The sequence below is a fragment of the Mesorhizobium sp. M0195 genome (assembly GCF_040322115.1).
In the GTDB taxonomy this organism is placed as follows: Bacteria; Pseudomonadota; Alphaproteobacteria; order Rhizobiales; family Rhizobiaceae; genus Mesorhizobium.
The window spans coordinates 1-25,939 of record NZ_JAMYSV010000017.1 but is presented as its reverse complement, the minus strand read 5'-3'; the positions used below and the strand labels follow the sequence as shown (position 1 = coordinate 25,939).

General features: G+C 61.9%; 17 protein-coding genes. 14 read left to right on the top strand and 3 right to left on the bottom strand.

The window, feature by feature from the left end:
• Positions 1-1,230: an ROK family transcriptional regulator gene (locus tag NKJ12_RS25170; protein WP_352705726.1), complete on the bottom strand. Its 1,230-nt coding sequence runs from the start codon at positions 1,228-1,230 to the stop codon at positions 1-3.
• A 266-nt stretch (positions 1,231-1,496) separates the two neighbouring features.
• On the opposite strand from NKJ12_RS25170, the gene NKJ12_RS25165 reads away from it, so the two are divergent.
• The 10 genes from NKJ12_RS25165 to bglA all read left to right on the top strand — a co-directional run bounded on the left by NKJ12_RS25165 (position 1,497) and on the right by bglA (position 17,716).
• Positions 1,497-2,474: a sugar ABC transporter substrate-binding protein gene (locus tag NKJ12_RS25165; RefSeq protein ID WP_502894341.1), complete on the top strand. Its 978-nt coding sequence runs from the start codon at positions 1,497-1,499 to the stop codon at positions 2,472-2,474.
• A gap of 154 nt (positions 2,475-2,628) precedes the next feature.
• Entirely contained in the window at positions 2,629-3,690 is a 1,062-nt protein-coding gene (locus NKJ12_RS25160; RefSeq protein ID WP_352479482.1) for an ABC transporter permease, read from the top strand.
• Positions 3,691-3,692: 2 nt separating this feature from the next.
• Positions 3,693-4,475 (top strand): ATP-binding cassette domain-containing protein, encoded by a 783-nt coding sequence (locus NKJ12_RS25155; protein ID WP_254819893.1) that lies wholly within the window; start codon positions 3,693-3,695, stop codon positions 4,473-4,475.
• A gap of 175 nt (positions 4,476-4,650) precedes the next feature.
• Positions 4,651-7,119 (top strand): glycogen/starch/alpha-glucan phosphorylase, encoded by a 2,469-nt coding sequence (locus tag NKJ12_RS25150; protein ID WP_352705724.1) that lies wholly within the window; start codon positions 4,651-4,653, stop codon positions 7,117-7,119.
• A 147-nt stretch (positions 7,120-7,266) separates the two neighbouring features.
• Positions 7,267-9,483, top strand: a complete 2,217-nt coding sequence (glgB, locus tag NKJ12_RS25145) for a 1,4-alpha-glucan branching protein GlgB (protein WP_352705722.1) — start codon at positions 7,267-7,269, stop codon at positions 9,481-9,483.
• A 35-nt stretch (positions 9,484-9,518) separates the two neighbouring features.
• A complete protein-coding gene (gene glgC, locus NKJ12_RS25140; RefSeq protein ID WP_254819896.1) occupies positions 9,519-10,784 on the top strand; it encodes a glucose-1-phosphate adenylyltransferase in 1,266 nt (421 codons plus the stop codon).
• A 3-nt stretch (positions 10,785-10,787) separates the two neighbouring features.
• The gene (gene glgA / locus NKJ12_RS25135; RefSeq protein ID WP_352687675.1) at positions 10,788-12,233 is read left to right on the top strand and encodes a glycogen synthase GlgA; all 1,446 of its coding nucleotides are present in this window, start codon (positions 10,788-10,790) and stop codon (positions 12,231-12,233) included.
• A gap of 3 nt (positions 12,234-12,236) precedes the next feature.
• On the top strand, positions 12,237-13,865 hold the full coding sequence (locus NKJ12_RS25130) for an alpha-D-glucose phosphate-specific phosphoglucomutase (protein ID WP_352687673.1): 1,629 nt from the start codon (positions 12,237-12,239) through the stop codon (positions 13,863-13,865).
• 226 nt (positions 13,866-14,091) lie between these two features.
• Positions 14,092-16,098, top strand: coding sequence for a glycogen debranching protein GlgX (glgX, locus tag NKJ12_RS25125; protein WP_352705720.1), 2,007 nt, complete (start codon positions 14,092-14,094; stop codon positions 16,096-16,098).
• Positions 16,088-17,716: a beta-galactosidase BglA gene (bglA, locus tag NKJ12_RS25120; protein WP_352705719.1), complete on the top strand. Its 1,629-nt coding sequence runs from the start codon at positions 16,088-16,090 to the stop codon at positions 17,714-17,716. The genes glgX and bglA overlap by 11 nt, the downstream gene beginning before the upstream one ends.
• A gap of 8 nt (positions 17,717-17,724) precedes the next feature.
• Here bglA and NKJ12_RS25115 read toward each other — a convergent pair whose 3' ends face one another.
• Entirely contained in the window at positions 17,725-19,464 is a 1,740-nt protein-coding gene (locus tag NKJ12_RS25115; RefSeq protein WP_352705817.1) for a pilus assembly protein TadG-related protein, read from the bottom strand.
• Positions 19,465-19,509: 45 nt separating this feature from the next.
• Positions 19,510-19,989 carry a TadE/TadG family type IV pilus assembly protein gene (locus tag NKJ12_RS25110; protein WP_352507584.1) on the bottom strand — a complete coding sequence of 160 codons (480 nt, stop codon included), beginning with the start codon at positions 19,987-19,989 and terminating at the stop codon, positions 19,510-19,512.
• A 384-nt stretch (positions 19,990-20,373) separates the two neighbouring features.
• Here NKJ12_RS25110 and NKJ12_RS25105 point away from each other — a divergent pair, with 384 nt between their 5' ends.
• The 4 genes from NKJ12_RS25105 to NKJ12_RS25090 all read left to right on the top strand — a co-directional run bounded on the left by NKJ12_RS25105 (position 20,374) and on the right by NKJ12_RS25090 (position 25,790).
• Complete coding sequence (locus NKJ12_RS25105) at positions 20,374-21,966, top strand: peptide ABC transporter substrate-binding protein (protein ID WP_352507585.1); 1,593 nt, start codon at positions 20,374-20,376, stop codon at positions 21,964-21,966.
• 166 nt (positions 21,967-22,132) lie between these two features.
• The gene (locus NKJ12_RS25100; protein WP_352507586.1) at positions 22,133-23,056 is read left to right on the top strand and encodes an ABC transporter permease subunit; all 924 of its coding nucleotides are present in this window, start codon (positions 22,133-22,135) and stop codon (positions 23,054-23,056) included.
• Positions 23,049-24,167, top strand: coding sequence for an ABC transporter permease (locus NKJ12_RS25095; RefSeq protein WP_254819905.1), 1,119 nt, complete (start codon positions 23,049-23,051; stop codon positions 24,165-24,167). Before NKJ12_RS25100 ends, NKJ12_RS25095 begins: the two co-directional genes overlap by 8 nt.
• A gap of 3 nt (positions 24,168-24,170) precedes the next feature.
• Positions 24,171-25,790, top strand: coding sequence for an ABC transporter ATP-binding protein (locus tag NKJ12_RS25090; protein ID WP_254819906.1), 1,620 nt, complete (start codon positions 24,171-24,173; stop codon positions 25,788-25,790).
• Positions 25,791-25,939 lie beyond the last annotated feature (149 nt).

The window sequence follows — 25,939 nt, the reverse complement described above, 5'->3', positions numbered from 1 at the left end:
TCAGAAGCTCCGGGAAATCGTGGTCGAACCGATGAGGAAGCGCTCCGACAGCGGCAGACTGGCGCCACCCAGCGCCCGCGCATGAATGCCGACGGTTCCCTCACGAATGGCCGGCAGCCTCAGGCCCTCGCCGTCGATCCGGCCGATCGCCTGGATGACGGCATCGACAAGCCGACTGCGCACGGCAAGCGGCATCCACCCGTCGATCACCGCGGCTTCGAAATCAATGACGGAGGACGCCGAAACGATGGCATAGGCGAGCGCCTGCGAGGCGCTGGCGATCCAGTCGTCGAGCTCGGCGCCGATCTCGCCCCAGTCCCCCGGTGATGTCCACAGATGCGAGGCCTCGATGCCGCGCGCGTTGAGCGCCTTTTCCAGCATGGCGATCGACGCCACGTCGATCAACTGCGTCGGCTTGCCGTCCGGCCCGGGCACCGGCATCGAGCCCAGCGCGCCGGCATTGCCGGTTGGGCCGCCAAACAACCGGCCGTTCAGCACGATGCCGCCGCCGGCAAAGGCGCCGATGTAGAAATAGACGAAATCGCGTGCCGCACCTGCCGCGTGACCGAACACGAGCTCGGCACCGCAGGCCGAGGTGGCATCGTTCTGCAGATAGACTGGAAATTCGCATTGCGCCTGGATGTCGGCGCGGATGTCGCGATGGCGCCATTCGTCCATGATTTCGCGCGGCGCGCCCGCGGTATCGGCCCAGTTCCACAATTCGAACGGCATGGCGATGCCAAGCCCGGCAATGCGCTTATCTTGCGCCGGGGTGAGCTCGCCGCGCATCTTGTTCATGCCGCCTGTGACGAATTCCACCGTCTCGCGCGGGGCAGGGTAGCGGTAGGAATGCTGCAGCATCGAGCGTACGTTGCCGAGGAAATCGATCAGCACCAATTCGGCGCTGCGGCGGCCGATCTTCAGGCCGATGAAATAGGCACCGTCGGGATTGAGCGCCATGGGTATCGAGGGCTGGCCGATCTTGCCGCGCAACGGCGCCTGGCGGACGAGCAGGTCGTCCTCCTCCAGCTCGCGCATGATCACCGAGACCGTCTGCGCCGAAAGGCCGGTCATGCGTGCAATGTCGGATTTGGCCAGGCTGCCATGCTGGCGCACCAGCGACAGCACCAGCCGCTCATTGTGGTCCCGCATGCCGCTTTGATTGGTGCCGCGGTGCAGACGGCTTTCGGCCGCATTGGGCGAACCGTGCCTCGTAACGCCGGTCTCCACCCTGTTCCTCCGTCGTTTCCCCTCAATGCTTTTGGTCTAGAGTGGGTGAACAATCCTGCGTTGTCAATAATAAATAAGAGTGATTTAATTATTGACAGTGCTGGCGGACTGGTGTCTCTTGGGATCGGCGCCGATGCTGGGAGATTTCGTCGGGCGCGCTGCAGATGTCGGTTGGCCGGCATCCTAAATGGTTCCATGGGAGGAAAATCGTGACCACGTCAAAACTGTTGAAATCCACCGTGTTCGCCGCGGCCGGACTGAGCCTGATGGCCTTTGCGTCGACGGCATCGGCCGCCGGGGTCGGCGCCTGCTTGATCACCAAGACCGACACCAATCCCTTCTTCGTCAAGATGAAGGAAGGTGCGACGGCCAAGGCCAAGGAGCTTGGCGTCGATCTCAAGACTTACGCCGGCAAGATCGACGGCGACAGCGAGAGCCAGGTGGCTGCAATCGAGAGCTGTATCGCCGACGGCGCCAAGGGTATCCTCATCACCGCGTCCGATACTAAGGGCATCGTGCCGACGGTGAAGAAAGCGCGGGACGCCGGGCTGTTGGTGATAGCGCTCGACACGCCGCTTGATCCGATCGATGCGGCTGACGCGACCTTCGCGACGGACAATCTGGAAGCCGGCAAGCTGATTGGCGCATGGGCCGCCGCGACGCTTGGCGATAAGGCCAAGGATGCCAAGATCGGCTTCCTCGACCTGACGCCGTCGCAGCCCACGGTCGACGTGCTGCGCGACCAGGGCTTCATGATGGGCTTCGGCATCGACGTGAAGGACCCCAACAAGATTGGCGACGAGGACGACCCGCGCATCGTTGGCCATGACGTGACGAACGGCAATGAAGAGGGCGGCCGCAAGGCGATGGAGAACCTTCTGCAGAAGGACAACACCATCAACGTCATCCACACCATCAACGAGCCGGCAGCTGTCGGCGCCTACCAGGCGCTGAAGGCCGTCGGTCTCGAAAGCCAGGTGCTGATCGTCTCGGTCGACGGTGGTTGCCCCGGCGTGAAGTCGGTCACCGAAGGCGTGATCGGCGCTACCTCGCAGCAATATCCGCTGCAAATGGCGGCGCTCGGCATCGAGGCGATCGCCACTTTCGCCAAGGACGGGACGAAGCCGAAGCCGACCGAAGGCAAGAACTTCTTCGACACCGGCGTCAACCTTGTCACCGACAAGCCCGCCAACGGTGTGAAGTCCATCGACACCAAGGAAGGCCTCGCCAAGTGCTGGGGCTGAGGCTGGCCTGACCGGCAACAGATCGCGATCGGCCGGGGCTTGATCCCCGGCCGATCAGGGTGGACGATGTGCCGGTCTAAACGCAAATAGTCCCGGCGGCAGACCGGAAGGCGTGGACGGCGTTGGCTCTTGGCTGAAGCCCAGGGGAGGAAACATGTCTCAAGCACAAGAATTCGAAAAAGTTCTATCGAGCAGCGACACAAGCGTCGCCGCGTTCGACGAGCATAAATCGGCCGTCAAGCGCGCCCAGCATTTCCTGCATTCCACGCCGGCAGCGGTGCCGCTGATCGTGCTGGTTCTCGCGATAATTATCTTCGGCATCACCATCGGCGGGCGTTTTTTTTCATCCTATACGCTGACGCTGATCCTTCAGCAGATCGCCATTGTCGGCATTCTGGGCGCCGCGCAGACGCTGGTAATCCTGACCGCCGGCATCGACCTGTCGATTGGCGTGATCATGGTGATTTCGGCTGTGATCATGGGCAATTGCGCGGTCAGCTACGGTATGCCGGCCGTGCTCGCGGTGGCAATCGGGCTTGTCGCTGGTGGCGCATGCGGCCTGCTCAACGGGGTGCTGGTCGCCTACATGAAGCTGCCGCCATTCATCGTGACGCTGGGCACCTGGAACATCGTCATGGCCACCAACTTCATCTATTCGGCCAATGAGACGATCCGCGACACCGACGTCGACGTTCAGGCGCCTCTGCTGCACCTGTTTGCCTTGAGCTTTAAGGTCGGCACGGCCGTGCTGACGCTTGGCGTCATTGCCATGGTCGTTCTCGTGTTGGTCCTCTGGTACGTGCTCAACCACACCGCGTGGGGCCGCCATGTCTACGCGGTTGGCGACGATCAGGAGGCCGCGAAACTGTCGGGCATCCAGACGAAGAAGGTGCTGGTGACGGTCTATGCCCTTGCCGGGCTGATCGCCGCCTTCGCAGCCTGGGTCTCCATCGGCCGCAATGGCTCGATCTCGCCTTCCGCCGCCGTGACCGACTACAATCTTCAGGCCATCACCGCGACGGTGATCGGCGGTATTTCGCTGTTCGGCGGGCGCGGCTCGATCCTCGGCACGCTGTTCGGCGCCATGATCGTCGGCGTCGTCTCGATGGGCCTCAACATGCTGGGCGCCGATCCGCAGTGGAAGGTGCTGCTCACCGGCGTGCTGATCATCGGCGCCGTGGCGATCGATCAATGGATCAGAAAGGTTTCGGCATAGCCATGACCCAGGAACCCATCCTCACAGCGCGCAGCCTGGTCAAGCGCTACGGTCGCGTTACCGCACTCGACAATGCCGATTTCGATCTCTATCCGGGCGAAATCCTTGCCGTCATCGGCGACAATGGCGCCGGCAAATCGTCGCTCATCAAGGCGATTTCCGGCGCGGTCGTGCCCGATGAAGGTGAGATCCGGCTTGAAGGCAAGCCCGTCGCCTTCAAGTCGCCGATGGAGGCCCGCGAGGCCGGCATCGAGACCGTCTACCAGAACCTGGCTCTGTCGCCGGCGCTGTCTATCGCCGACAACATGTTCCTCGGCCGCGAGATACGCAAGCCGGGGTTCCTCGGCGAATGGCTGCGCATGCTCGATCGCCCAGCCATGGAAAAGCGCGCTCGCGACAAGCTCACGGAGCTTGGCCTGATGACCATCCAGAACATCAGCCAGGCCGTGGAAACGCTTTCTGGCGGCCAGCGTCAGGGTGTGGCGGTGGCGCGCGCCGCCGCCTTTGGCAGCCGGGTGGTGATCATGGATGAGCCGACGGCGGCACTTGGCGTCAAGGAGAGCCGCCGCGTCCTCGAATTGATCCTCGACGTGAAGAAGCGAGGCCTGCCGATCGTGCTGATTTCACACAACATGCCGCATGTCTTCGAGGTGGCCGACCGCATCCACATTCATCGGCTTGGCCGTCGCCTGTGTGTCATCGATCCCAAGCAGCATACGATGTCCGACGCCGTCGCCTTCATGACCGGCGCCAAGGTGCCGCCGGAAGCGGCGCTGGCAGCTTGAGCAAGAGCTTGAGGCCCATCGCCGAGGAACCCGAACGCGCTGTTTCCAAATGCCAAATTGCCGCAGGGCAACCCGGCTTTCGGTCGACTGAATCGATTGAACATCCTGTGGGATACACTAGCATTGGTAGAGATGGTGAAAGCCGCATGATCCTGGCAACGTCACGAGAGGCAGCATGACGCGCGCGATGACAACCGAAGCTCCTCCGCCCACACTCGAAAACCCGGATCCCAAGACGCTCGCCGACGAAGTCTTGCAGGCCCTCAAATACAGGGTCGGCAAGGGCACCAACGTTGCAACCCAGTACGATTGGCTTACCGCCTCAATCAAGGTTGTGCGCGACCGCATCGTCGATCACTGGATGCAGGCAACCCAAGAGGCCTACGCCCAGCAGGAAAAGCGCGTCTATTACCTGTCGCTGGAATTCCTCATCGGCCGCCTGATGCGCGATGCCTTCTCCAATCTCGGCCTGATGGACAATATGCGCGAGGCGCTGTCGTCGCTTGGCGTCGACCTCGACATCATTGCAGCGCTCGAACCGGACGCTGCCCTTGGCAATGGCGGTCTTGGCCGGCTCGCCGCCTGTTTCATGGAAAGCATGGCTACCGTCGATATCCCCGCGCATGGCTACGGCATTCGCTATGCCAACGGCATGTTTCGGCAGGAGATTCATGACGGCTGGCAGGTGGAACTGCCCGAGACATGGCTCGATCACGGCAATCCCTGGGAGTTCGAACGCCGCGAGCGCTCCTTCGAGGTCGGCTTCGGCGGCTCGGTGGAATCGATCACCTCGAAGGACGGCAGGCTCGAGCGCCACGTCTGGAAGCCGACCGAACATGTTCTGGCCGTTGCTTACGATACGCCAGTGGTCGGCTGGCGGGCCAATCGCGTCAATACGCTGCGTCTGTGGTCCGGCATGCCGGTCGACCCGATCCTGCTCGACAAGTTCAACGCCGGCGATCACATCGGCGCGCTCGCCGAAAGCAACAAGGCCGATGCATTGTCGCGCGTCCTTTACCCGGCCGATTCCCACAAGGCCGGCCAGGAGCTGCGACTGAGGCAGGAGTATTTCTTCTCCACCGCCTCGCTGCAGGACATCGTCCAGCGTCATCTTAGCCAGTATGGCGACTTGCAATCGCTGCCCGACAAGGCGGCGATCCATCTCAACGACACCCATCCGGCGATCGCCGTAGCTGAGCTGATGCGCCTGTTGATGGATGTCCACGGCATGGATTTCGACCAGGCCTGGAGCATCACCAAGCGCACCTTCGGCTACACCAACCACACGCTGCTTCCCGAAGCGCTCGAAAGCTGGCCCGTGCCGCTGTTTGAGCGGCTGTTGCCGCGCCACATGCAGATCGTCTACGCGATCAACGCCGAAGTGCTGCTCGAGGCGCGCGCCTCCGACCAGTTCTCGGACGAGCAGATCAGCCGCATTTCGCTGATCCAGGAAAATGGCGATCGCCGCGTGCGCATGGGCAATCTGGCCTTTGTCGGCTCGCACTCGATCAACGGGGTCTCGGCCCTGCACACGGAATTGATGAAGGAGACGGTGTTTGCCGATCTCCACAGGCTCTACCCGGACCGCATCAACAACAAGACCAACGGGATCACGCCGCGGCGCTGGCTGATCCAGTGCAATCCCGGCCTCACGACACTCACCCGAGAGGCGATTGGCGACGGTTTCCTCGACGACATCGACGAGATAAAGCGGCTCGATCCTTTCGCCGGGGACGCCGCGTTCCGAGACAAGTTCGCCGCCGTCAAACGGGCGAACAAGACGAGGCTTGCCAATCTTGTTGCCGACCGGCTCGGCATCAAGGTGGACCCCTCGGCGCTGTTCGACATCCAGGTCAAGCGCATCCACGAATATAAGCGCCAGCTCTTGAACATTCTCGAAGCGGTCGCGCTTTACGACCAGATCCGCTCACATCCAGAGCGCGACTGGATGCCCCGCGTCAAATTCTTCGGCGGCAAGGCGGCACCCAGCTATCACAATGCCAAGCTGATCATCAAACTTGCCAACGACGTCGCCCGTGTCATCAACCGCGACCCCGCGGTGCGCGGCTTGCTGAAAGTGGTGTTCGTGCCGAACTACAATGTCAGCCTGGCCGAGATCATGATGCCGGCCGCCGATCTTTCGGAGCAGATATCGACCGCCGGCATGGAAGCCTCCGGCACCGGCAACATGAAGTTCGCGCTGAACGGCGCGCTGACCATCGGCACGCTCGACGGCGCCAATGTCGAGATCAAGGAATGCGTCGGCGACAACAACATCTTCATCTTCGGCCTGACCACAGAGGAAGTCGCCGAGCGGCGCAACAATGGTTACGATCCGCGCGCCGTGATCGAGGGCTCGCCCGAATTGGCGCAGGCCCTGTCGGCGATTTCATCGGGCGTCTTCTCACCTGACGACCCGGACCGTTATCGCGACCTGATCAACGGTCTTTACCAGAGCGACTGGTTCATGGTCGCCGCGGATTTCGATGCCTACGCCGCCACCCAGCGCGACGTCGATGCCGTCTGGCGCAACAGCCCGGACTGGTACGCCAGAGCCATCCGCAATGTGGCCCGCGTCGGCTGGTTCTCGTCCGACCGCACGATCCGCCAATATGCGAAAGACATATGGCACGTGCCCGCCTGATATGATTGCATGAGACCACGAACAATGTGGTCCTAGTGGAGTGGATTTGACCCTCGCATCCTTTGGAGGGTCAGGCGGCATGCGAATGTCGAATTCAAAACTCCACTAGAAACATACACTTGGTGCCCCGGGGAGGATCACTGCCTGATGAGCAAGCCGCGCGCGACCGTTGCGACAAGCGGGCCGGACGGACTGGCGCAAACCAGCGATGTCGCGGCGATTGTCGCGGGCACGCACGGCGACCCGTTTGCCGTGCTCGGCGTGCATGAGGCTGGGAAGGGATTTGTCGCCCGTTGCTTCGTTCCTCATGCCGAGTCCGTCACTGCCTACACGCTGACCGGCAAGAAGGCTGGCGAGCTGTCGAGGCGTGACGATCGCGGTTTCTTCGAAGGCAAACTGTCGCTGCGCAAACGCCAGCCGCTGCGCTACCACGCCAGGAACGCCGGCGGTGACTGGTGGCTGACCGATCCATATTCCTTCGGCCCCGTGCTCGGTCCGCTAGACGATTATTACATCGCCGAAGGATCGCATCTCAGGCTGTTCGACAAGCTCGGCGCCCATCTCATAGACCATGAAGGTGCATCGGGCGTACATTTTGCGGTGTGGGCGCCCAATGCAAGGCGCGTCTCGGTGGTCGGCGACTTCAACGAGTGGGACGGCCGCAGGCATACCATGCGCGTCCGCCGCGACACCGGCATCTGGGAGCTATTTATTCCCGACATCGGCGCTGGCCGCCCGTATAAGTACGAAATCATCGGGCCGGATGGCGTGAGATTGCCGCTCAAAGCCGATCCGTTCGCCTTCAAGTCCGAACTGCGCCCGGCCACCGCCTCGGTGACGGCATTGCCGCCGGCGCATGAATGGGGCGACGAGGCGCACCGGAACTACTGGCGCAATGCCGACCACAGGCGCGAAGCCGTATCGATCTACGAGGTCCATGCCGGGTCATGGCGGCTACACGACGACGGCAGCTTTCTGTCTTGGGATGAGCTCGCCGACAGGCTGATCCCTTACGTGGTCGAGACCGGTTTTACCCACATCGAATTCATGCCGATCTCCGAACACCCTTATGACCCGTCCTGGGGCTACCAGACGACGGGTCTTTATGCGCCGACTGCCCGCTTTGGCGATCCGGACGGTTTTGCCCGCTTCGTCGACGGCGCCCACCGTGCCGGCATCGGCGTCATCCTCGACTGGGTGCCGGCACATTTCCCGGTTGACGAACACGGTCTGGCAAAGTTCGACGGTACCGCGCTCTATGAGCATGCCGATCCGCGCAAGGGCTTCCATCCCGACTGGAACACAGCGATCTATAATTTTGGGCGCCGCGAAGTGATTTCGTTTCTGGTCAACAATGCGCTGTTCTGGGCCGAGAAATATCACGTCGACGGACTGCGCGTCGATGCGGTCGCCTCGATGCTTTATCTCGATTATTCGCGCAAGGCCGGCGAATGGATCCCCAACGAGAAGGGCGGGCGCGAAAACCTCGAAGCGGTCAGTTTCCTGCAGCGCATGAACAAGGAAGTCTACGGCCACCATCCGGGCGTGATGACCATCGCCGAGGAATCGACCTCGTGGCCGAAAGTTTCGCAGCCGGTGCATGAAGGCGGGCTGGGCTTCGGCTTCAAGTGGAACATGGGCTTCATGCACGACACTCTGGAGTATTTTTCCAAGGAGCCGATCTTCCGCAAGCATCACCACAACGACATCACCTTCGGCCTGGTCTACGCCTTCAGCGAGAATTTCGTGCTGCCGCTGTCCCATGACGAGGTGGTGCACGGCAAAGGCACGCTGCTCAACAAGATGGCCGGCGACGACTGGCAGAAATTCGCGACGCTGCGCGCCTATTACGCCTTCATGTGGGGTTATCCCGGCAAGAAGCTGTTGTTCATGGGCCAGGAGTTCGCGCAGCGCCGCGAGTGGAGCGAGGCGCGCGCGCTCGACTGGAACCTGCTCGATTTCCGGCTCCACCGCGGCGTCTGGCAGACAGTGCGCGACCTCAACTATCTCTACCGCTCGCGCCCGGCGCTGCATGCCCGCGACTGCGAGCCGGAGGGCTTTTCCTGGCTGATCGTCGACGACAGCGCGAACTCGGTCTTTGCCTGGCTGCGCAGCGCGCCGGGCGGCAACCCGGTCGCCGTCATTTCCAACTTCACGCCGGTGCCGCGCGACAATTACCGCGTGCCGTTGCCGCAGGCCGGAAAATGGCGCGAGATCATCAACACCGACGCCACGGACTATGGCGGTTCCGGCAAGGGCAACAGCGGCGCGGTCGAGGCTCGAGCGGAAGCGGGAGGAGGCATCTCGGCGACGATGCTTTTGCCGCCATTGTCGACGATCATGCTCGAATTCGTCCCGGACTGAGCTATGTCTGGAGCATCTAACCTGGGAGGATAGGAATGGCTGAAATAAAACGAACCCAGCCGCTGGCACGCGACGCCATGGCTTATGTGCTGGCCGGCGGCCGTGGCAGCCGGCTCAAGGAACTGACCGACCGCCGTGCCAAGCCGGCGGTCTATTTTGGCGGCAAGACCCGCATCATCGATTTCGCGCTCTCCAATGCGCTCAATTCCGGTATCCGCCGCCTCGGCGTCGCCACCCAATACAAGGCGCATTCGCTGATCCGCCATCTGCAGCGCGGTTGGAACTTCCTGCGGCCCGAGCGCAACGAGAGCTTCGACATCCTGCCGGCCAGCCAGCGTGTGTCGGAAACGCAATGGTACGAGGGCACCGCCGACGCCGTTTACCAGAACATCGATATCATCGAGGCCTATGGGCCGGAATACATGGTCATCCTGGCCGGCGACCATGTCTACAAGATGGACTACGAAATGATGCTGCGCCAACATGTCGAGGCCGGCGCCGACGTCACCGTCGGCTGCCTCGAAGTGCCACGCATGGAAGCTACCGGCTTCGGCGTCATGCATGTCGATCCCAAGGACACCATCATCTCCTTCATCGAAAAGCCCGCCGATCCGCCGGGCATTCCCGACAAGCCGGATTTTGCGCTGGCCTCGATGGGCATCTATGTGTTCAAGACCAAGTTCCTGATGGAGCAGTTGCGTCGCGATGCGGCAGAGCCCGGCTCGAGCCGCGACTTCGGCAAGGACATCATCCCCTACATCGTCGAGCACGGAAAGGCGATCGCCCATCGCTTCGCCAAATCCTGCGTGCGCTCGACCGCCGAGAACGAGGCCTATTGGCGCGACGTCGGAACGGTCGACGCCTATTGGGAGGCCAATATCGACCTGACCGACATCACGCCGGAACTCGACCTCTACGACCGCGACTGGCCGATCTGGACTTATGCCGAGTTGAAGCCGCCGGCAAAGTTCGTGCATGATGAGGATGGCCGCCGCGGGTCGGCCGTGTCGTCTCTCGTGTCGGGCGATTGCATCGTTTCGGGCGCTTCGCTGAAGCGAAGCCTGATCTTCACCGGCGCGCGCATCAATTCCTATTCGACATTGGAGGAGGTCGTCATGCTGCCGGACGTCCATGTCGGCCGCAACGCCAGGCTGAAGCGCGTAGTCATCGATCACGGCGTCAGGATTCCGGAGGGGCTGGTGGTGGGCGAGGATCCCGTCCTCGACGCCAAGCGTTTCCGCGTTTCGGAAAAAGGCATCTGCCTGGTCACGCAGGACATGATCAACAGGCTGGGATCGTAGTGCATGCAGGTTCTGTCGGTGGCGCCCGAGATCTTTCCGCTGGTCAAGACCGGAGGGCTCGCCGACGTAACCGGCGCCTTGCCCATGGCATTGGCCGGCAAGGGCGTCACCATGCGCACGCTCGTCCCCGGCTACCCGCAGGTGATGGGCGCGTTCAAGAAAAAGAAGGCGGTTCAGCAATATCCGCTGCTGCAGGGCGGCAGGGCGTCGGTGCACGCCGTCCAGATCGCCGGCCTCGACCTGTTCGTGCTCGACGCGCCGCATCTTTTCGACCGCCCGGGCGGTCCATACGGCAACGCGACCGGCGCCGACTGGCCGGACAATTGGCGGCGATTCGCTGCCTTGAGCCAGGTAGGCGGCGACATCGCCGGGGGCTCCATCTCGGGCTACCTGCCCGATATCGTCCATGCCCATGACTGGCAGTCGGCAATGACGCTCGCCTACATGCGCTACGGCAAGGCGGTCGGCACGCCGTCGATGATCACCGTGCACAACCTCGCCTTCCAAGGCCAGTTCGGCGCCAGCATCTTTGGCGAGCTTGGCCTGCCGGCGGCGGCGATGGCGCTCGACGGCGTCGAATATTACGGCGGCGTCGGCTTCCTCAAAGCCGGCCTGCAGGCCGCCTGGGCGATCACCACGGTCAGCCCGACCTATGCGCAGGAAATCCGTTTGCCCGAATTCGGCATGGGCCTCGACGGCCTGATCAACATGCGCTCCGTCGATCTCCATGGCATCGTCAACGGCATCGATACCGAGATATGGAACCCGGAAACCGACAAGCATCTGGTCTCCAACTACACGGCAAAGACGCTTAAGGCACGAATGCCCAACAAGGCCGCGGTCGAGGACCGTTTCAGCCTCGATCGCGATGACAGCCCGATCGTCTGCGTCGTCAGCCGGCTGACCTGGCAAAAGGGCATGGACATATTGGCTGCGGCCGTCGACGGCATCGTCGCGGCAGGTGCACGGCTGGCAATCCTTGGGTCTGGCGACGCTGGGCTGGAAGGCACGTTGCTTGCCGCCGCAGCCCGCCATCGTGGCCGCATCGGCGTGGTCGTCGGCTATGACGAGGGACTCTCCCACACCATGCAGGGCGGCTGCGACGCCATCATCATCCCGTCGCGCTTCGAACCTTGCGGGCTGACGCAGCTTTACGGCCTGCGCTATGGCTGCGTGCCGGTCGTCGCGCGCACCGGCGGCCTTGCCGACACGGTCATCGATGCCAACGAAGCCGCCATCTCTGCCGGCGTGGCGACCGGCTTCCAATTCGCGCCCGCCAATGCCGGCGCCTTGCTGCACGCCGTCCGCCGCCTTGTCGAGGCGCATGCCAATCCCGCGGTGTGGACGTCGATGCAGCGGCAAGGCATGAAGGCCGACGTTTCGTGGGACAAAAGCGCCGAAAAATATGTTCAACTCTATCGCTTGCTGCTTTCGAAAAGGGCTGCCTGACTGATGATCCGCACCGTCGCCACCAAACCCTATCCCGACCAGAAACCCGGCACCTCCGGGCTGCGCAAGAAAGTCCCGGTGTTCCAGCAGGAGCACTATGCCGAGAACTTCATCCAGTCGATCTTCGACGCGCTGGATGGATTCGATGGCAAAACCCTGGTGATCGGCGGCGACGGCCGCTTTTATAACCGCGAGGTCATCCAGAAGGCCATCGCCATGGCCGCGGCAAACGGCTTCGGCAAGGTGATGGTCGGGCAGGGCGGCATCTTGTCGACGCCGGCCGCTTCGCATGTAATCCGCAAATACAAGACCTTCGGCGGCATCATCCTGTCGGCCAGCCACAATCCGGGTGGCCCACATGAGGATTTCGGGATCAAGTACAATGCCGGCAACGGCGGCCCGGCGCCGGAAAAGCTGACCGACGCGATCTTCGAAAAAACCAAGGCGATTTCAAGCTTCAAGATCGCCGATATCGGGCCGGTCGACATCGACACGATCGGCACGATCACGGCGGCTGACATGATCGTCGAAATCATTGATCCGGTTGCCGACTATGCCGATCTGATGGAAAGCCTGTTCGATTTCGAGGCCTTACGGGCGCTGTTCAAATCGGGCTTCCGCATGCGCTTCGATGCCATGCATGCGGTGACCGGCCCCTACGCCAAGGAGATCCTCGAAAACCGGCTCGGCGCGCCGAATGGCACCGCCCGCAATTTCATTCCGCTGCCGGATTTCGGCGGCCACCATCCCGATCCCAATCTGGTGCATGCAAAACACCTCTACGACGAGATGATGGGCCCGGATGCGCCCGACTTTGGCGCTGCCTCTGATGGCGATGGCGACCGCAACCTGATTATCGGCAAGGGCATTTTCATCACCCCGTCGGATTCGCTGGCGATGCTCGCCGCCAACGCCCATCTGGCGCCGGGCTACAAGGCCGGGCTGAAAGGCATAGCCCGTTCAATGCCGACCAGCGGTGCTGCCGACCGCGTCGCCGAAAAGCTCGGCGTCGGCATCTATGAAACGCCGACCGGCTGGAAATTTTTCGGCAATCTGCTCGACGCCGGCATGGCGACGATCTGCGGCGAGGAGAGTGCGGGGACCGGCTCCAACCATGTACGCGAAAAGGACGGCCTGTGGGCGGTGCTTTTGTGGCTCAACATCCTTGCCGTGCGCGGCGAAAGCGCCAAGCAGATCGTCACCCAGCATTGGGCAGCCTACGGCCGTAACTACTATTCGCGGCACGATTACGAGGAGGTCGAGACCGACCGTGCCAATGCGCTCGTCGACGAACTGCGCGCCAAGCTCGGCTCGCTGCCTGGCACCAGCGTGCGCGGCATGACGATCGCCAGCGCCGATGATTTCGCCTATCACGATCCGGTCGACGGCTCGGTCAGCAAGAACCAAGGCATCAGGGTGTTGTTCGAAGGTGGCTCACGCGTCGTCTTCCGCCTGTCCGGTACCGGCACCTCGGGCGCGACACTGCGGCTTTATGTCGAGCGCTACGAGCCGGACACGAACCGCCACGATCTCGACACCCAGGAAGCGCTTGCCGGTCTGATCGCGGCGGCCGACGACATCGCCGGGATTCGCAGCCATACCGGCCGCGCCAAGCCGAGCGTGATTACGTGACTTTGGTTGACAGCCGGCCGTCTGAGTTCGGCCTGCGTTGCGAGGCTCCCCCTTCTCCCCTTGTGGGAGAAGGTGGCCGAGCGAAGCTCGGTCGGATGAGGGGTGTTCCAGCTTGGCGCACACCTTTGCTCAAATCGCCCATGCCTCGTTTCTTCCAGCACCCCTCATCCGTCTCGGCGCTGCGCGCCGATCCACCTTCTCCCACAAGGGGAGAAGGAGACGCCGTATGAGCCAACTCGGCGCAACCATCACCAAAGAAGGCATCCGCTTCGCCGCATGGTCCTCGTCGGCTCGGCGCATCTGGGTCTCGATCTTCGACCAGCGCGGCAACCGCGAAATCGACCGGCTGCAACTCCAGTCGGAAGGCGAGGGCGTGCACGCGCTTTTTGTTGCCGGTCTCGCCGCCGGCAGCCGATACGGGTTCCGCGCCGATGGCGACTACGCGCCGGAGCAGGGCCTTTGGTTCGATCCCGACAAGATGCTGGCCGATCCCTACGCCGTCGAGGTCGACAGGCCTTATGCCTATGACGGCCGGCTGGCCGCGCGGCGGGGCGAGGGGGCCGATACCGCGCCGCTGATGCCGAAGGCGATTGCCGGCGCCTTGCCGGAACCCTGGCCCGCCTTGCCGCCGCTGTTTCGGCCCGGCGGCCTAATCTACGAAGTGCCGGTACGCGCCTTCACAAAGCTGCATAAGGACATCCCCGAGAAACAGCGCGGCACCATTGCAGCTCTCGCTCACCCCCTTGTTGTAGAGCATCTGCAAAAACTCGGTGTTGCAGCCGTTGAGTTGATGCCAGTGACGGCATCGATCGACGAACGGCATTTGCCGCCGCTCGGGCTGCGCAACGCCTGGGGTTATAATCCCGTGACCTTCATGGCGCTCGATCCGCGACTGGCGCCCGGCGGTCTGGCCGAGTTGCGCGGAACGGTCGCCGCGCTGCGCGAGGCCGGCATCGGCACCATTCTCGACCTGGTGTTCAATCACACCGGCGAAAGCGACCGGCTCGGCCCGACATTGTCGCTGCGCGGCCTAGACAGCCGCGCCTACTACCGGCACGAGGCCGACGGCGCTCTGGTCAATGACACCGGAACCGGCAATACGGTGGCCTGCGACCATCCGGTCGTCCGGGACATGGTCCTCGACACGCTTCGCCACTTTGTCCAGCGCGCTGGTGTCGACGGATTCCGCTTCGACCTGGCGCCGATCCTCGGCCGCGGCGACGGCGTTTTCGACGCCGATGCGCCGCTGCTGAACGCCATTCGCAACGACCCTGTTCTTGGCGACCGGGTGCTGATCGCCGAGCCTTGGGATGTCGGACCGGATGGCTATCAGCTCGGCAATTTTCCGCCGCCCTTCCTAGAATGGAACGACAGATACCGTGACGATATCCGCCGCTTCTGGCGCGGCGACGGCGGCATGATCGGTGCGCTGGCGACGCGGCTTGCCGGTTCGTCCGACGTCTTTTCCAAAGCAGGCCAGACAGCGAGCCGAAGCCTCAATTTCATCGCTGCGCATGACGGCATGACGCTGGCCGATATCGTTGCCTACGAGCACAAGCACAACGAGGCCAATGGCGAACAGAACCGCGATGGTCACGATGACAACCTGTCCTGGAACAATGGCGTCGAGGGTCAGACGGATAACCAGTCAATCGTTACGGCCCGTTTCGATGACCAGTGCGCGCTGCTGGCGACGCTCTTTGCCTCGCGCGGCACGATCATGCTGACGGCCGGAGACGAGTTCGGCCGCACGCAGCGCGGCAACAACAACGCTTACGCGCAGGACAATGACATTACCTGGCTCGATTGGTCCGGGCGCGACCGGGCGCTGGAGCGGTACACGGCTCTGCTCGCCAAGATGCGTCGTGCCGCGCCGGCGCTTTCGGACACCAGGTTCCTGACCGGAGAACTGCCGGCCGGCTCGCAAATACCTGACGTCGTCTGGCTGACGGAAACCGGCGTGCCGCTGGATGAAGCAGCCTGGCACGATGCCAGGCGGCACCGGCTGGTCATGGTTCTCGGTAGCGGTGAGAACAGTCGCCTTGCGGTGGTCATCAACGGCGACCGCCGGGCCTGCGTGTTCACGCTGCCGGAACGGGCGGGTTTTCACTGGCGCCCAGCCATCGAAACGGACACTGGCGACATCTCACGGCCGGTGCCTGGGCGAACGGTCATGTTCATGATTGAACACTGGGCCGGGCAGGAGCGCGCAGGGGGAAGCTATGATGGCTGACAATGCCGAATGGTGGCGCGGCTGCGTCATCTACCAGATTTACCCGCGCTCCTTCCAGGACACGACAGGCGACGGCAGCGGCGATCTCAGCGGCATCACCTCGAGGCTGGCCCATGTCGCATCGCTCGGGGTCGACGCAGTCTGGCTGTCGCCTTTCTTCAAGTCGCCAATGGCCGATATGGGTTACGACGTTTCGGATTACTGCGCCGTCGATCCGATGTTCGGCACATCAGAGGACTTCGACGCGCTGGTTGCCGAGGCACACCGGCTCGGCCTGAAGGTGATCATCGACCAGGTCCTGTCGCACTCATCGGATCGGCACGAATGGTTCGTCGAAAGCCGCACGAGCCGCGACAACCCCAAGGCCGACTGGTACGTCTGGGCCGATGCGAAGCCCGACGGCACCGCCCCCAACAACTGGCTGTCGCTTTTCGGCGGCCCGGCCTGGGAATGGGACGCAACGCGCAGGCAATATTACCTGCACAATTTCCTCGCCTCGCAGCCGGACCTGAATTTCCACAACCCGCAGGTGCAGGACGCCTTGCTGGAAACGGTGCGGTTCTGGCTCGAGCGCGGCGTCGACGGTTTCCGGCTGGATACGGTCAACTATTACGTCCACGACCGCTGGCTGCGCAGCAACCCGCCTTTGGCGGAAAGCGTCGCCGGCTCCAATACGGCAACCAGCCCCTATCTCTATCAGGAGCATCTGTTCGACAAGAGCCAGCCGGAAAACCTTACTTTTCTCAAGCGCTTCCGGGCCTTGCTTGACGAGTATGAAGGTCGCGTCGCTGTCGGCGAGATTGGCGACGAAACTCGTTCCTTGCAGACACTCGCCGCCTATACCGGCGGTGGCGACAAGCTCCAAATGTCCTACACGTTCGATCTGCTCGGCCCGCAATTCTCGGCGTCGCATGTGCGTGGCTGTGTCGAGGCCTTCGAGAGTAAGGTGTTCGACGGCTGGGTTTGCTGGGCGTTCTCCAACCACGATGTCGTGCGCCATGTCAGTCGATGGACAAGGCCGGGCGGCGATCCGGACAGGGTGGCGAAATTCTCGATCGTGCTGCTTTCCTGCTTGCGCGGATCGATCTGCCTTTACCAGGGCGAAGAACTCGGGCTGGAGGAGGCCGAACTGGCGTTCGAGGATTTGCGCGATCCCTTCGGCATCCGCTTCTGGCCGGCAATCAAGGGGCGGGACGGGTGCCGAACGCCGATGGTCTGGGAGGCTGTCGCCGACAATGCCGGCTTTTCAACCGGCAAGCCGTGGCTTCCGGTCCCGGCAAGCCATCGCGCCCGGGCGGTCGACGTCCAGAATGGCGAGCAAACCTCCGTCCTGGCGAGCTACCGGGCGATGCTGGCCTTGCGCAAGCAGCATCCGGCGCTGGTTCGAGGCTCGATCCGGTTCCTCGATGCCGAAGGCGACGTCCTTGCTTTCATTCGCGAAGGCGGTGACGAAAAGCTGCTGTGTGTCCTCAATTTCGCCAACGAGCCGGCCGGCTGGCAATTGCCGCCGGATCTGGAAGCGATTGAGCCGATAGATCTTGGCAGTACTACCGGCGTCTTGCAGGAAGGAACTCTGTCGCTGCCGCCGCTAGGCTGCTTTCTCGGCCGGATCGGCTGATCTCCATCTCATTGAACGAGTACGGAGCGCCCGCAAGTCGCGCCGACAACCCGCACATCGGCCTCGCCGACATGCACGCCGACAGCCGCAAGCACGTTGTAGACCAGTGCGTCGACCGGCGCCGTCACGCCGTTCAGAACCGTTACCACCGCCGGCTTAACCGTTCCGAGCAGGGCCGTCACGTCCAGCCCGAGGCCCAGTGCATTGACGGAGAGCGAGAGGCCGCTGACCAGCGATGTCGTGAGTGATTGCGTCAGGTTTTTTGTGGCGACAGTTTTTATCGTCTTGTTGGCGATATCGGTGCTGTCGAAGGTCAATGTGGTCGGATCGTTGTTGGTGATGGCAAGTGATGAAGAACCCTTCACATCGAGCAGATTGAGGGTAAGCAGCAGAAGCTTCACGCTTACCTGGGCAATCGTGGTGTCGGAGAACGATTGCGGATTGCTGAAATCGGCGAAGGCCGATGGATTGTTGTCGGCGTCGCTGGCGGCAAGGTGCAGCGAGGCCACGCCTGGCTGCGCGGCGATCGAGACCTTGATGCTGTCCGGCCGGCCCGTCGGGCAGCTGATGTCAGTCAGCTTGGCTTCCGCATAGGCGACTTCGACATGCAGAGGCAGATTGACGGACAGCAGACTGATGCCGCCGCCGAGATTGGAATTGCCGATGCCGACTGTGGTGACCAGCTTGATTCGTGTCTGCGCGGTGCGCACCACGGTGCCTTTTTCACCTACGGCCAGCCAGGGTGAATATTGCAACGGTTCACCGATGGCGATGGCGAGCGTAGTGGAGGTAAGTCCCGGAATAGTGGCGCCGAGATCGACCTGGACCTGGTTTGAGCCATTGGCCAGCGAGGCGGCGGCACCCAGCATGCCCATCGCGCTTGCGTCGACGGAAAAGCCGGGAGACTTTTGTCCGAGGCCGAGCTTACCGATCGGGCCAAGATCGATAAGATGACTGAGGGGTATCTTGACCGTGTTCGTGGCCCTTGACGCGATCGTCTGCAGCACAAGTTTGCTGGCGCTGCCCGACCCGGACGCATTGGCCATGGCGGTCGCGATCTGGCCTACCGTCGCTTTTGACGCCAGCACGTCGGAATAGCTGACACCTGTCAGTTGCAACTGCACGGCAAGGGCATCGACGAACGAAAGCACGTTGACGTCGGCCGAGATCAGCGCGTTGTAGTCCATGACGCTGAGCGAGATGTTGCCGCCCAGCAACTTGCTTAGAAGCGCGTTAAGGATGCCGCCATTGACGCTGAGGAGCCTTGACCCGACCGAGAACATCGCTTGCGGGGTCACGCTGGCAATGGCTTCGGTGCCGATAACCGGAGTAGGGATGAGCGAACTGGCGAAATACCGGGCGGGGATTTTGTGCAGGGTGACGCGAACGGCGTTGTACGGCGTTTTACCGGCTTCGAAGCGCTTGTCGACACCAACGGAGGAAGCCGCTGAGTATCGACCGCCGGTGACGGACACGACGGTTTTCCCAGCCGTGGGGACGATTGTCTGACCTGGCTTTTGAACAATGATGCCGGGCATTCGGTTGTCACTGAGCGTGGTTACTGCCGCGGCTTCCATATTGTTGATGTTCGACGCCGCGGTGATCGCCGCCAGATCCGTCATCGCCTGGGCTTCCCTGCGCTCCGTGTAGATCGAACCTTCGTCGACGGCGAAGGCCGCAAGCCCCAGGGCGAATGGCGCTATGAGCGCGGTCATGACGGCAAAGTTCGCCTTCTCGTCGCCAACCATCGAGCGAGCGATCCGGCCGATGCCCCTCAGCAAGAACTGCGACATTCAAATGCCTCCAATCCTGATGGTCGACCTGCGTGTGATCGTGGTTTGCGGCATCGCAAGGCTTGGTAACAGGTTCCAGATCGGCAGGTTGCTGGCATCGTACTGGATCGACACGACGAACTGATTTCCGTCGGCCGTGCTGTCCGTCGCCTGATAGGTCAGCTTGCCGGAATCGACGAACGGGTATCCACTGGCATTGTTTTTGACGAAACTCGCCACCAGCGCCTGGCGCTCGGTTTGGTTCAATCCGGCAATCGCAGTGCGGGCGGCATCGGCGGCGATCTGCTGCAAGGAGTTGCTTGCACCAAAATAGATACCATATGCAACCATTCCGAGCAAGAGCAGGATGAAAACCGGTGAAAGCAGGGCAAATTCGATCGCGGAAGTTCCGGACTCATCTCCAATTTTGCGTAGATTTGTCCTTATTCGACGTGTGTTTTTTGCCGCTAATGAGACAGTTTTACTGTCTGTCTTATCCATTGCCCTTGTCCACGGAACTTAAGAGGGATGTGCCGAACCCGTCCAAAAATGTAACCCATGGTTGACTAAGAACCAATTAAGACATTCCCGCAAACTGAAATGATCCGCCAGATTATCTCCCGCGGACGGGCGTTTTCAGGGCGATGAAACGCAGCCAAGCCCATGGTTTCGATCCTTAATTGGCCGTTCGCAAGACGACTGTCCCGGCGCCTTACTTTGGGTGACCCCGAGAGACTGTTGAAATAAAAAATCTCCACGTTACTGTTTGGTCACCAGCTGCCGGAAAGGGAACCGGCTGCGCGCTCGAAAGGAACCAGCCAATCGGTTTCGGGGCGTCAACGCTTAGAGACGTGGCTGAAGGGCGACGTCATTAGGGAGAACTCCATGTTGAAACATGTGCTGAAGGCGACGGTACTCGCCACGACCATGGTCTTGGCCGCCGGTACGTTCTACACGCCGGCTTTCGCCGAGACCGTCTACAACCGCGGAGCCGCCGCCGAAGCGGAGACGCTCGATCCGCACAAGACCTCGACGGTCTACGAAGCCGATATCATACGCGACCTGTTCCAGGGCCTCGTCATGCATGATCAGAAGACGAATCTCATTCCGGGCGCCGCCGAAAGCTGGACGGTGTCCGACGACGGCACTGTCTACACCTTCAAGCTGCGCAAGGACGGCCTCTGGTCGGATGGCAGCCCGGTGACGGCGGACGACTTCGTTTATTCGTTCCGTCGGCTGGAAGATCCGGCCACCGCTGCGGAATACGCTTCCATGCTCTATCCAGTGAAGGGTGCCGAGGAAGTCAACACCAAGAAGGGTAAGCCGGAGGATATGGGCGTCAAGGCGATTGACGCAAATACTCTCGAAGTCACGCTCAAGGCGCCAACGCCTTACTTCCTGGAGATGCTGACCCATCAGGCGACCTATCCGGTTAACAAGGCGTCCATCGAAAAGCTTGGCGCCGACTGGATCAAGGCAGGCAAGCTGGTCTCCAACGGGGCCTTTACAGCGGCGGAGTGGATTCCCAACGACCATCTGAAGCTGGTCAAGAATCCGAAATTCTGGGATGCCGCGAGCGTCAAGTTCGACGTGGTCAACTACATCCCGACCGAGGATCGCTCGTCAGCGATGAAGCGCTTCGAGGCCGGCGAACTCGACAGTTATGGTGACCTGCCGACCGAACAGCTCGCAGATCTCAAGGCCAAATTCGGCGACCAGGTCCGCGTCGGGCCATATCTCGGCATCTACTATTATGCGATCAAGACCGACAAGGCGCCGTGGGACAATGTCGAACTGCGCAACGCCATCTCTATGGCGATCGATCGCGACTTCCTGGCCGAAAAAGTCTGGCAGAATTCGATGCTGCCCGGCTATTCGATGGTACCTCCGGGCATCGAAGGCTACACGCCGGCTCTGGCAAAATACGCCGACATGCCGCAGATCGACCGCGAAGACGAAGCCAAGAAAATCCTGGAGAAGCTCGGCTATACGCCCGAGCATCCGCTGAAGATGCAGATCCGCTACAACACTTCGGAGAACCACAAGAACACCGCTGTCGCCATCCAGGAACAGCTGAAGCCGCTCGGCGTCGAGGTCACGCTGCTCAACACCGACACCAAGACCCACTACTCCTTCCTCGAGCAGAAGGGTGATTATGACGTGGCGCGTGCCGCCTGGATCGCCGACTACAAGGATCCGGAAACCTTTCTCGGCATCTCTCGCAAGGCCAGCGGCAACAACTATTCGGTTTACAACAGTCCGAAATTCGAGGCAGCCATGGACGAGGCGGCCGCCGCGGGCGGCAAGCCCGAAGAGCGTATGAAGAAACTCGCCGAAGCCGAGCGCATCCTCGTCGACGACGTCGGCGAGATCCCGCTTCTCTACTATAGCTACCACGATATCGTTTCCTCGAAGCTGCATGGCTTCGACGACAATGTGATGGACATCCATCCGTCCCGCTTCATCAGCAAGGACTGATCCCTTAGCCAGGCCGCCGCGCAACTCAATGCGCGGCGGTGCTGGTTTGCCATCGCATCGGCCCGGAAACCGGAATCGATTTTCGATAATGTCGGTGCGAAGATTTGAAGGCTAGAGCGCAATCGTCCAGCCGGACGCGCGCTGCTCTGGATCAAGCGGGGCACCGATGCTGCGTTACGTATTCCGGCGGCTTCTGACCGCCATTCCGACGCTGTTCGTCATCGTGACCATGGCGTTCTTCCTGATACGTGTCGCGCCGGGCGGCCCGTTCAACCAGGAGCGGGGTCTGAGCCCCGAGATCAGGGCCAATCTCGAAGCCCAGTTCGGCCTCAACGATCCGCTCTGGCTGCAGTACGTCCACTATCTGGGCAATCTTCTGCGCGGCAATTTCGGTCCCAGCTACAACATGCCGGATTTTACCGTCGGCGAGTTGTTCAGGGAGGGCCTGCCGATCTCGATCCAACTCGGCGCTTCGGCACTCGTTCTGGCGCTGCTCCTCGGCAGCGTGCTCGGCACTGTTGCCGCGCTCAACCAGAATAAGCTTGCCGACTATTCGGTGATCGCGCTGGCGACCGCCGGCAGCACCATTCCGACCTTCGTCATCGCCCCGGTAATCCAGCTTGTATTCGGATTGACCTGGAAGCTGCTGCCGATCGGTGGCTGGGGCGATGGAGCCCTTATCAACAAGGTCGGCCCGGTACTGACGCTCGCTCTGCCGCAGATCGCAATCGTTGCCCGCCTGATGCGCGGCTCGATGATCGAATCGCTGCACTCGCATCACATCCGTACCGCGCGCGCTCTCGGCCTGTCCGACTGGTCAGTCGTCGTCAAGCATGCGCTGCGCGGCGCCATCCTGCCGATCGTCTCCTTTACCGGTCCGGCAGCTGCAGCCCTTCTCACCGGCTCGATCATCGTCGAGACCATCTTCTCTATACCGGGCATCGGCCGCCATTTTGTCGTTGCCGCGCTCAACCGCGACTACACTCTGGTTATGGGAACGGTGGTGGTCATCGCGCTCTTCACTATTGTCTTCAACCTGATCGTCGACGTCCTCTATGGTGTCGTCGATCCGAGGGTGCGCTATGACTGATATCGCAGTTGCCGCACCGGTCGTCGGCCGATCCCTGTGGGGTGACGCCTGGGCGCGCCTCAAGGCCAATCGCGCGGCCATGTTCAGTCTGTATTATCTTGCCTTCATCACCGTCATCAGTGTGTTTGGGCCCTATTTCGTGCCGCACCAGTATACCACCATCTATGCCGACTATGTGCGCACGCCGCCGAGCTTCTCCGCCTATCCGCAGGCCGACATGATCGAAGGCGCTCTCGATGAGGCGATCAGGCGTATGCGCGTCGACATCAAGGATTGGCGGCAGGAGGGCAGCCGTGTGTTCGTTACCGTCAGATCGTCCAAGCCGATCGACGACCGCAACATTCGCTACCTTGATCGTTCCGATACCTTTGATGACACAAAGATCGAGAGCAAATCGCCGGATGGTCTCGAAATGGTGATGAGTGCCTCGATCAAGCAGCAATATTTCCTGTTCGGCACCGACAACACCGGCCGCGATCTGCTATCGCGAACGCTGATGGCCGGGCGCATATCGCTGGCCATCGGATTGCTTGCCGGCATTGTGGCCGTGGTCATCGGCGTGCTCTACGGCGCCACCGCCGGCCTTGCCGGCGGCAGGGTCGACGAGGTGATGATGCGTGTCGTCGACGTGCTCTATTCTTTGCCGTTCATCTTCTTCGTCATCATGCTGGTGGTGTTTTTCGGCAGGAACTTCGTGCTAATGTTCCTGGCCGTCGGCGCGGTGCTGTGGCTCGACATGGCGCGCATCGTGCGCGGACAGGCGCTGTCGATCCGCCGGCAGGAATATGTCCAGGCGGCGGAGGCGATGGGCGTCGGACAGCGTGGCATTTTGCTGCGCCACGTCATCCCCAATTTGCTCGGGCCGGTGGTGATCTACATGACGCTGCTGGTGCCGCAGGTCATCATCCTGGAAAGCTTCCTGTCGTTCCTCGGGCTCGGCGTCCAAGAGCCGATGACAAGCTGGGGCGTGCTGATCTCGGTCGGCGCCCAGAACATCGGCTCGGCCAACTGGCTGCTTTTGTTCCCGGCATTCTTTCTCGTCTCGACGTTGTTCGCGTTGAATTTCGTCGGCGACGGCCTGCGTGACGCGCTCGACCCGAAGGATCGTTGAGAGATGGCTGCTTCCGAAACCATCCTCAGCGTCAAGGACCTTCGGGTCCGCTTCCGCACCCTCGACGGTGTGGTGGAGGCGGTGAAGGGCATCAATATCCACGTCAAATCAGGCGAGACCGTCGCCGTCGTCGGCGAATCCGGTTCCGGCAAGAGCCAGACGATGATGGCGGCGATGAGCCTGCTCGCCTCGAACGGCGAGGCCACCGGCACCGTCGATTATCGCGGCCGCAATCTTTTGACCTTGAGCAAGCCCGAGCTCAACAAGATCCGCGGCCGCAAGATCAGCATGATCTTCCAGGAGCCGATGACTTCGCTCGACCCGCTCTATTCGATCGGCAACCAGTTGATCGAGCCGATCCGCAAGCATCGCGGGCTGGGCGCCGCGGCGGCGCGCGAGGAGGCGCTCAAGCTGCTGCGGCTGGTCCATATTCCCGATCCGGAGCGGCGGATGAAATCCTATCCGCACGAGTTGTCGGGCGGTCAGCGCCAGCGCGTCATGATCGCCATGGCGCTGGCCAACGACCCCGACATATTGATCGCCGACGAGCCGACGACCGCGCTCGACGTCACCATCCAGGCACAGATCCTCATGCTGCTCGCCGAATTGCAGCGCAAGCTCGGCATGGCGATCGTCTTCATCACCCACGACCTCGGCATCGTCCGGCGCTTTGCCGATCGGGTCTATGTGATGCGCTATGGCGAGGTGGTCGAGGAGGGCGAAGCGGAAGCGATCTTCGCCAACCCGCAGCACGCCTACACCAAGATGCTGCTTGCCGCCGAACCGACCGGCACCAAGGCGCCGCCGCCGCCGAATGCCCCTGTCCTGCTTGAAGGCAGGAACGTCGAGGTGACCTTCAAGATCGGCGGCGGATTTCTTGGCGGCGAGCCGCTGCTGCTGCGCGCCGTCGATCGCATTTCGATACGGCTGAAGCGCAACCAGACGATCGGCATCGTCGGCGAATCCGGCTCGGGAAAATCGACGCTCGGCCGCGCCTTGCTGCGGCTCCTGCCCAGCGACGGCATCATCCGGCTTGGCGACCGCGACATTTCCCACGCCGATCGCCAGGCGATGCGGCCGCTGCGGCGCGAATTACAGCTCGTCTTCCAGGATCCATTCGGCTCGCTGTCGCCACGCATGACCGTCGGCCAGATAATCACCGAGGGGCTGCTGGTCCACGAGCCCAATCTGTCGGGCAGGCAGCGCGATCTCCGCGCGGTCGATGCATTGCTAGAAGTCGGGCTCGACCCGAACACGCGCAACCGCTATCCGCACGAATTCTCCGGCGGCCAGCGGCAGCGCATCGCCATTGCGCGCGCCATGATACTCAAGCCTAAAGTGGTGGTGCTGGACGAGCCGACCTCGGCGCTGGACCGCTCCGTGCAGAAGCAGATCGTCGAATTGCTGCGCAAGCTGCAGGCCGACCACGAGCTGTCCTATCTGTTCATCAGCCACGACCTCGCCGTCGTGCGCGCCATGGCCGACTACATCATCGTCATGAAACAGGGCAAGATCGTCGAGGAGGGACCGGCCGAGGCGATCTTCAGTAATCCGCAGGCAACCTACACACAGACACTGATGGCCGCGGCCATCGATGTCACGCGATTTCGCCTGAGCGCATAGCGCGATTGGTCAGAACTGCGGCGGATGGTGGCTGTGTCGGGAACAAAAACAGCTAAGCCGCTGTTGAGCGGCCCGAGACATAGGTGACGATTTGTACCGGACACATAGGTAACACTTTTCGGTTTTTGCCGGGAGGTGTTGATGCCGTG

Excerpts from the sequence above, each read along its gene's own strand:
- NKJ12_RS25110 (WP_352507584.1), bottom strand. The coding sequence starts at position 19,989 with ATGGATAAGACAGACAGTAAAACTGTCTCATTAGCGGCAAAAAACACA.
- NKJ12_RS25100 (WP_352507586.1), top strand. The coding sequence starts at position 22,133 with ATGCTGCGTTACGTATTCCGGCGGCTTCTGACCGCCATTCCGACGCTG.
- NKJ12_RS25105 (WP_352507585.1), top strand. The coding sequence starts at position 20,374 with ATGTTGAAACATGTGCTGAAGGCGACGGTACTCGCCACGACCATGGTC.
- NKJ12_RS25095 (WP_254819905.1), top strand. The coding sequence starts at position 23,049 with ATGACTGATATCGCAGTTGCCGCACCGGTCGTCGGCCGATCCCTGTGG.
- NKJ12_RS25165 (WP_502894341.1), top strand. The coding sequence starts at position 1,497 with ATGGCCTTTGCGTCGACGGCATCGGCCGCCGGGGTCGGCGCCTGCTTG.
- NKJ12_RS25160 (WP_352479482.1), top strand. The coding sequence starts at position 2,629 with ATGTCTCAAGCACAAGAATTCGAAAAAGTTCTATCGAGCAGCGACACA.
- bglA (WP_352705719.1), top strand. The coding sequence starts at position 16,088 with ATGATGGCTGACAATGCCGAATGGTGGCGCGGCTGCGTCATCTACCAG.
- NKJ12_RS25130 (WP_352687673.1), top strand. The coding sequence starts at position 12,237 with ATGATCCGCACCGTCGCCACCAAACCCTATCCCGACCAGAAACCCGGC.
- glgX (WP_352705720.1), top strand. The coding sequence starts at position 14,092 with ATGAGCCAACTCGGCGCAACCATCACCAAAGAAGGCATCCGCTTCGCC.
- glgB (WP_352705722.1), top strand. The coding sequence starts at position 7,267 with ATGAGCAAGCCGCGCGCGACCGTTGCGACAAGCGGGCCGGACGGACTG.
- glgC (WP_254819896.1), top strand. The coding sequence starts at position 9,519 with ATGGCTGAAATAAAACGAACCCAGCCGCTGGCACGCGACGCCATGGCT.
- NKJ12_RS25150 (WP_352705724.1), top strand. The coding sequence starts at position 4,651 with ATGACGCGCGCGATGACAACCGAAGCTCCTCCGCCCACACTCGAAAAC.
- glgA (WP_352687675.1), top strand. The coding sequence starts at position 10,788 with ATGCAGGTTCTGTCGGTGGCGCCCGAGATCTTTCCGCTGGTCAAGACC.
- NKJ12_RS25090 (WP_254819906.1), top strand. The coding sequence starts at position 24,171 with ATGGCTGCTTCCGAAACCATCCTCAGCGTCAAGGACCTTCGGGTCCGC.
- NKJ12_RS25115 (WP_352705817.1), bottom strand. The coding sequence starts at position 19,464 with ATGGTTGGCGACGAGAAGGCGAACTTTGCCGTCATGACCGCGCTCATA.
- NKJ12_RS25155 (WP_254819893.1), top strand. The coding sequence starts at position 3,693 with ATGACCCAGGAACCCATCCTCACAGCGCGCAGCCTGGTCAAGCGCTAC.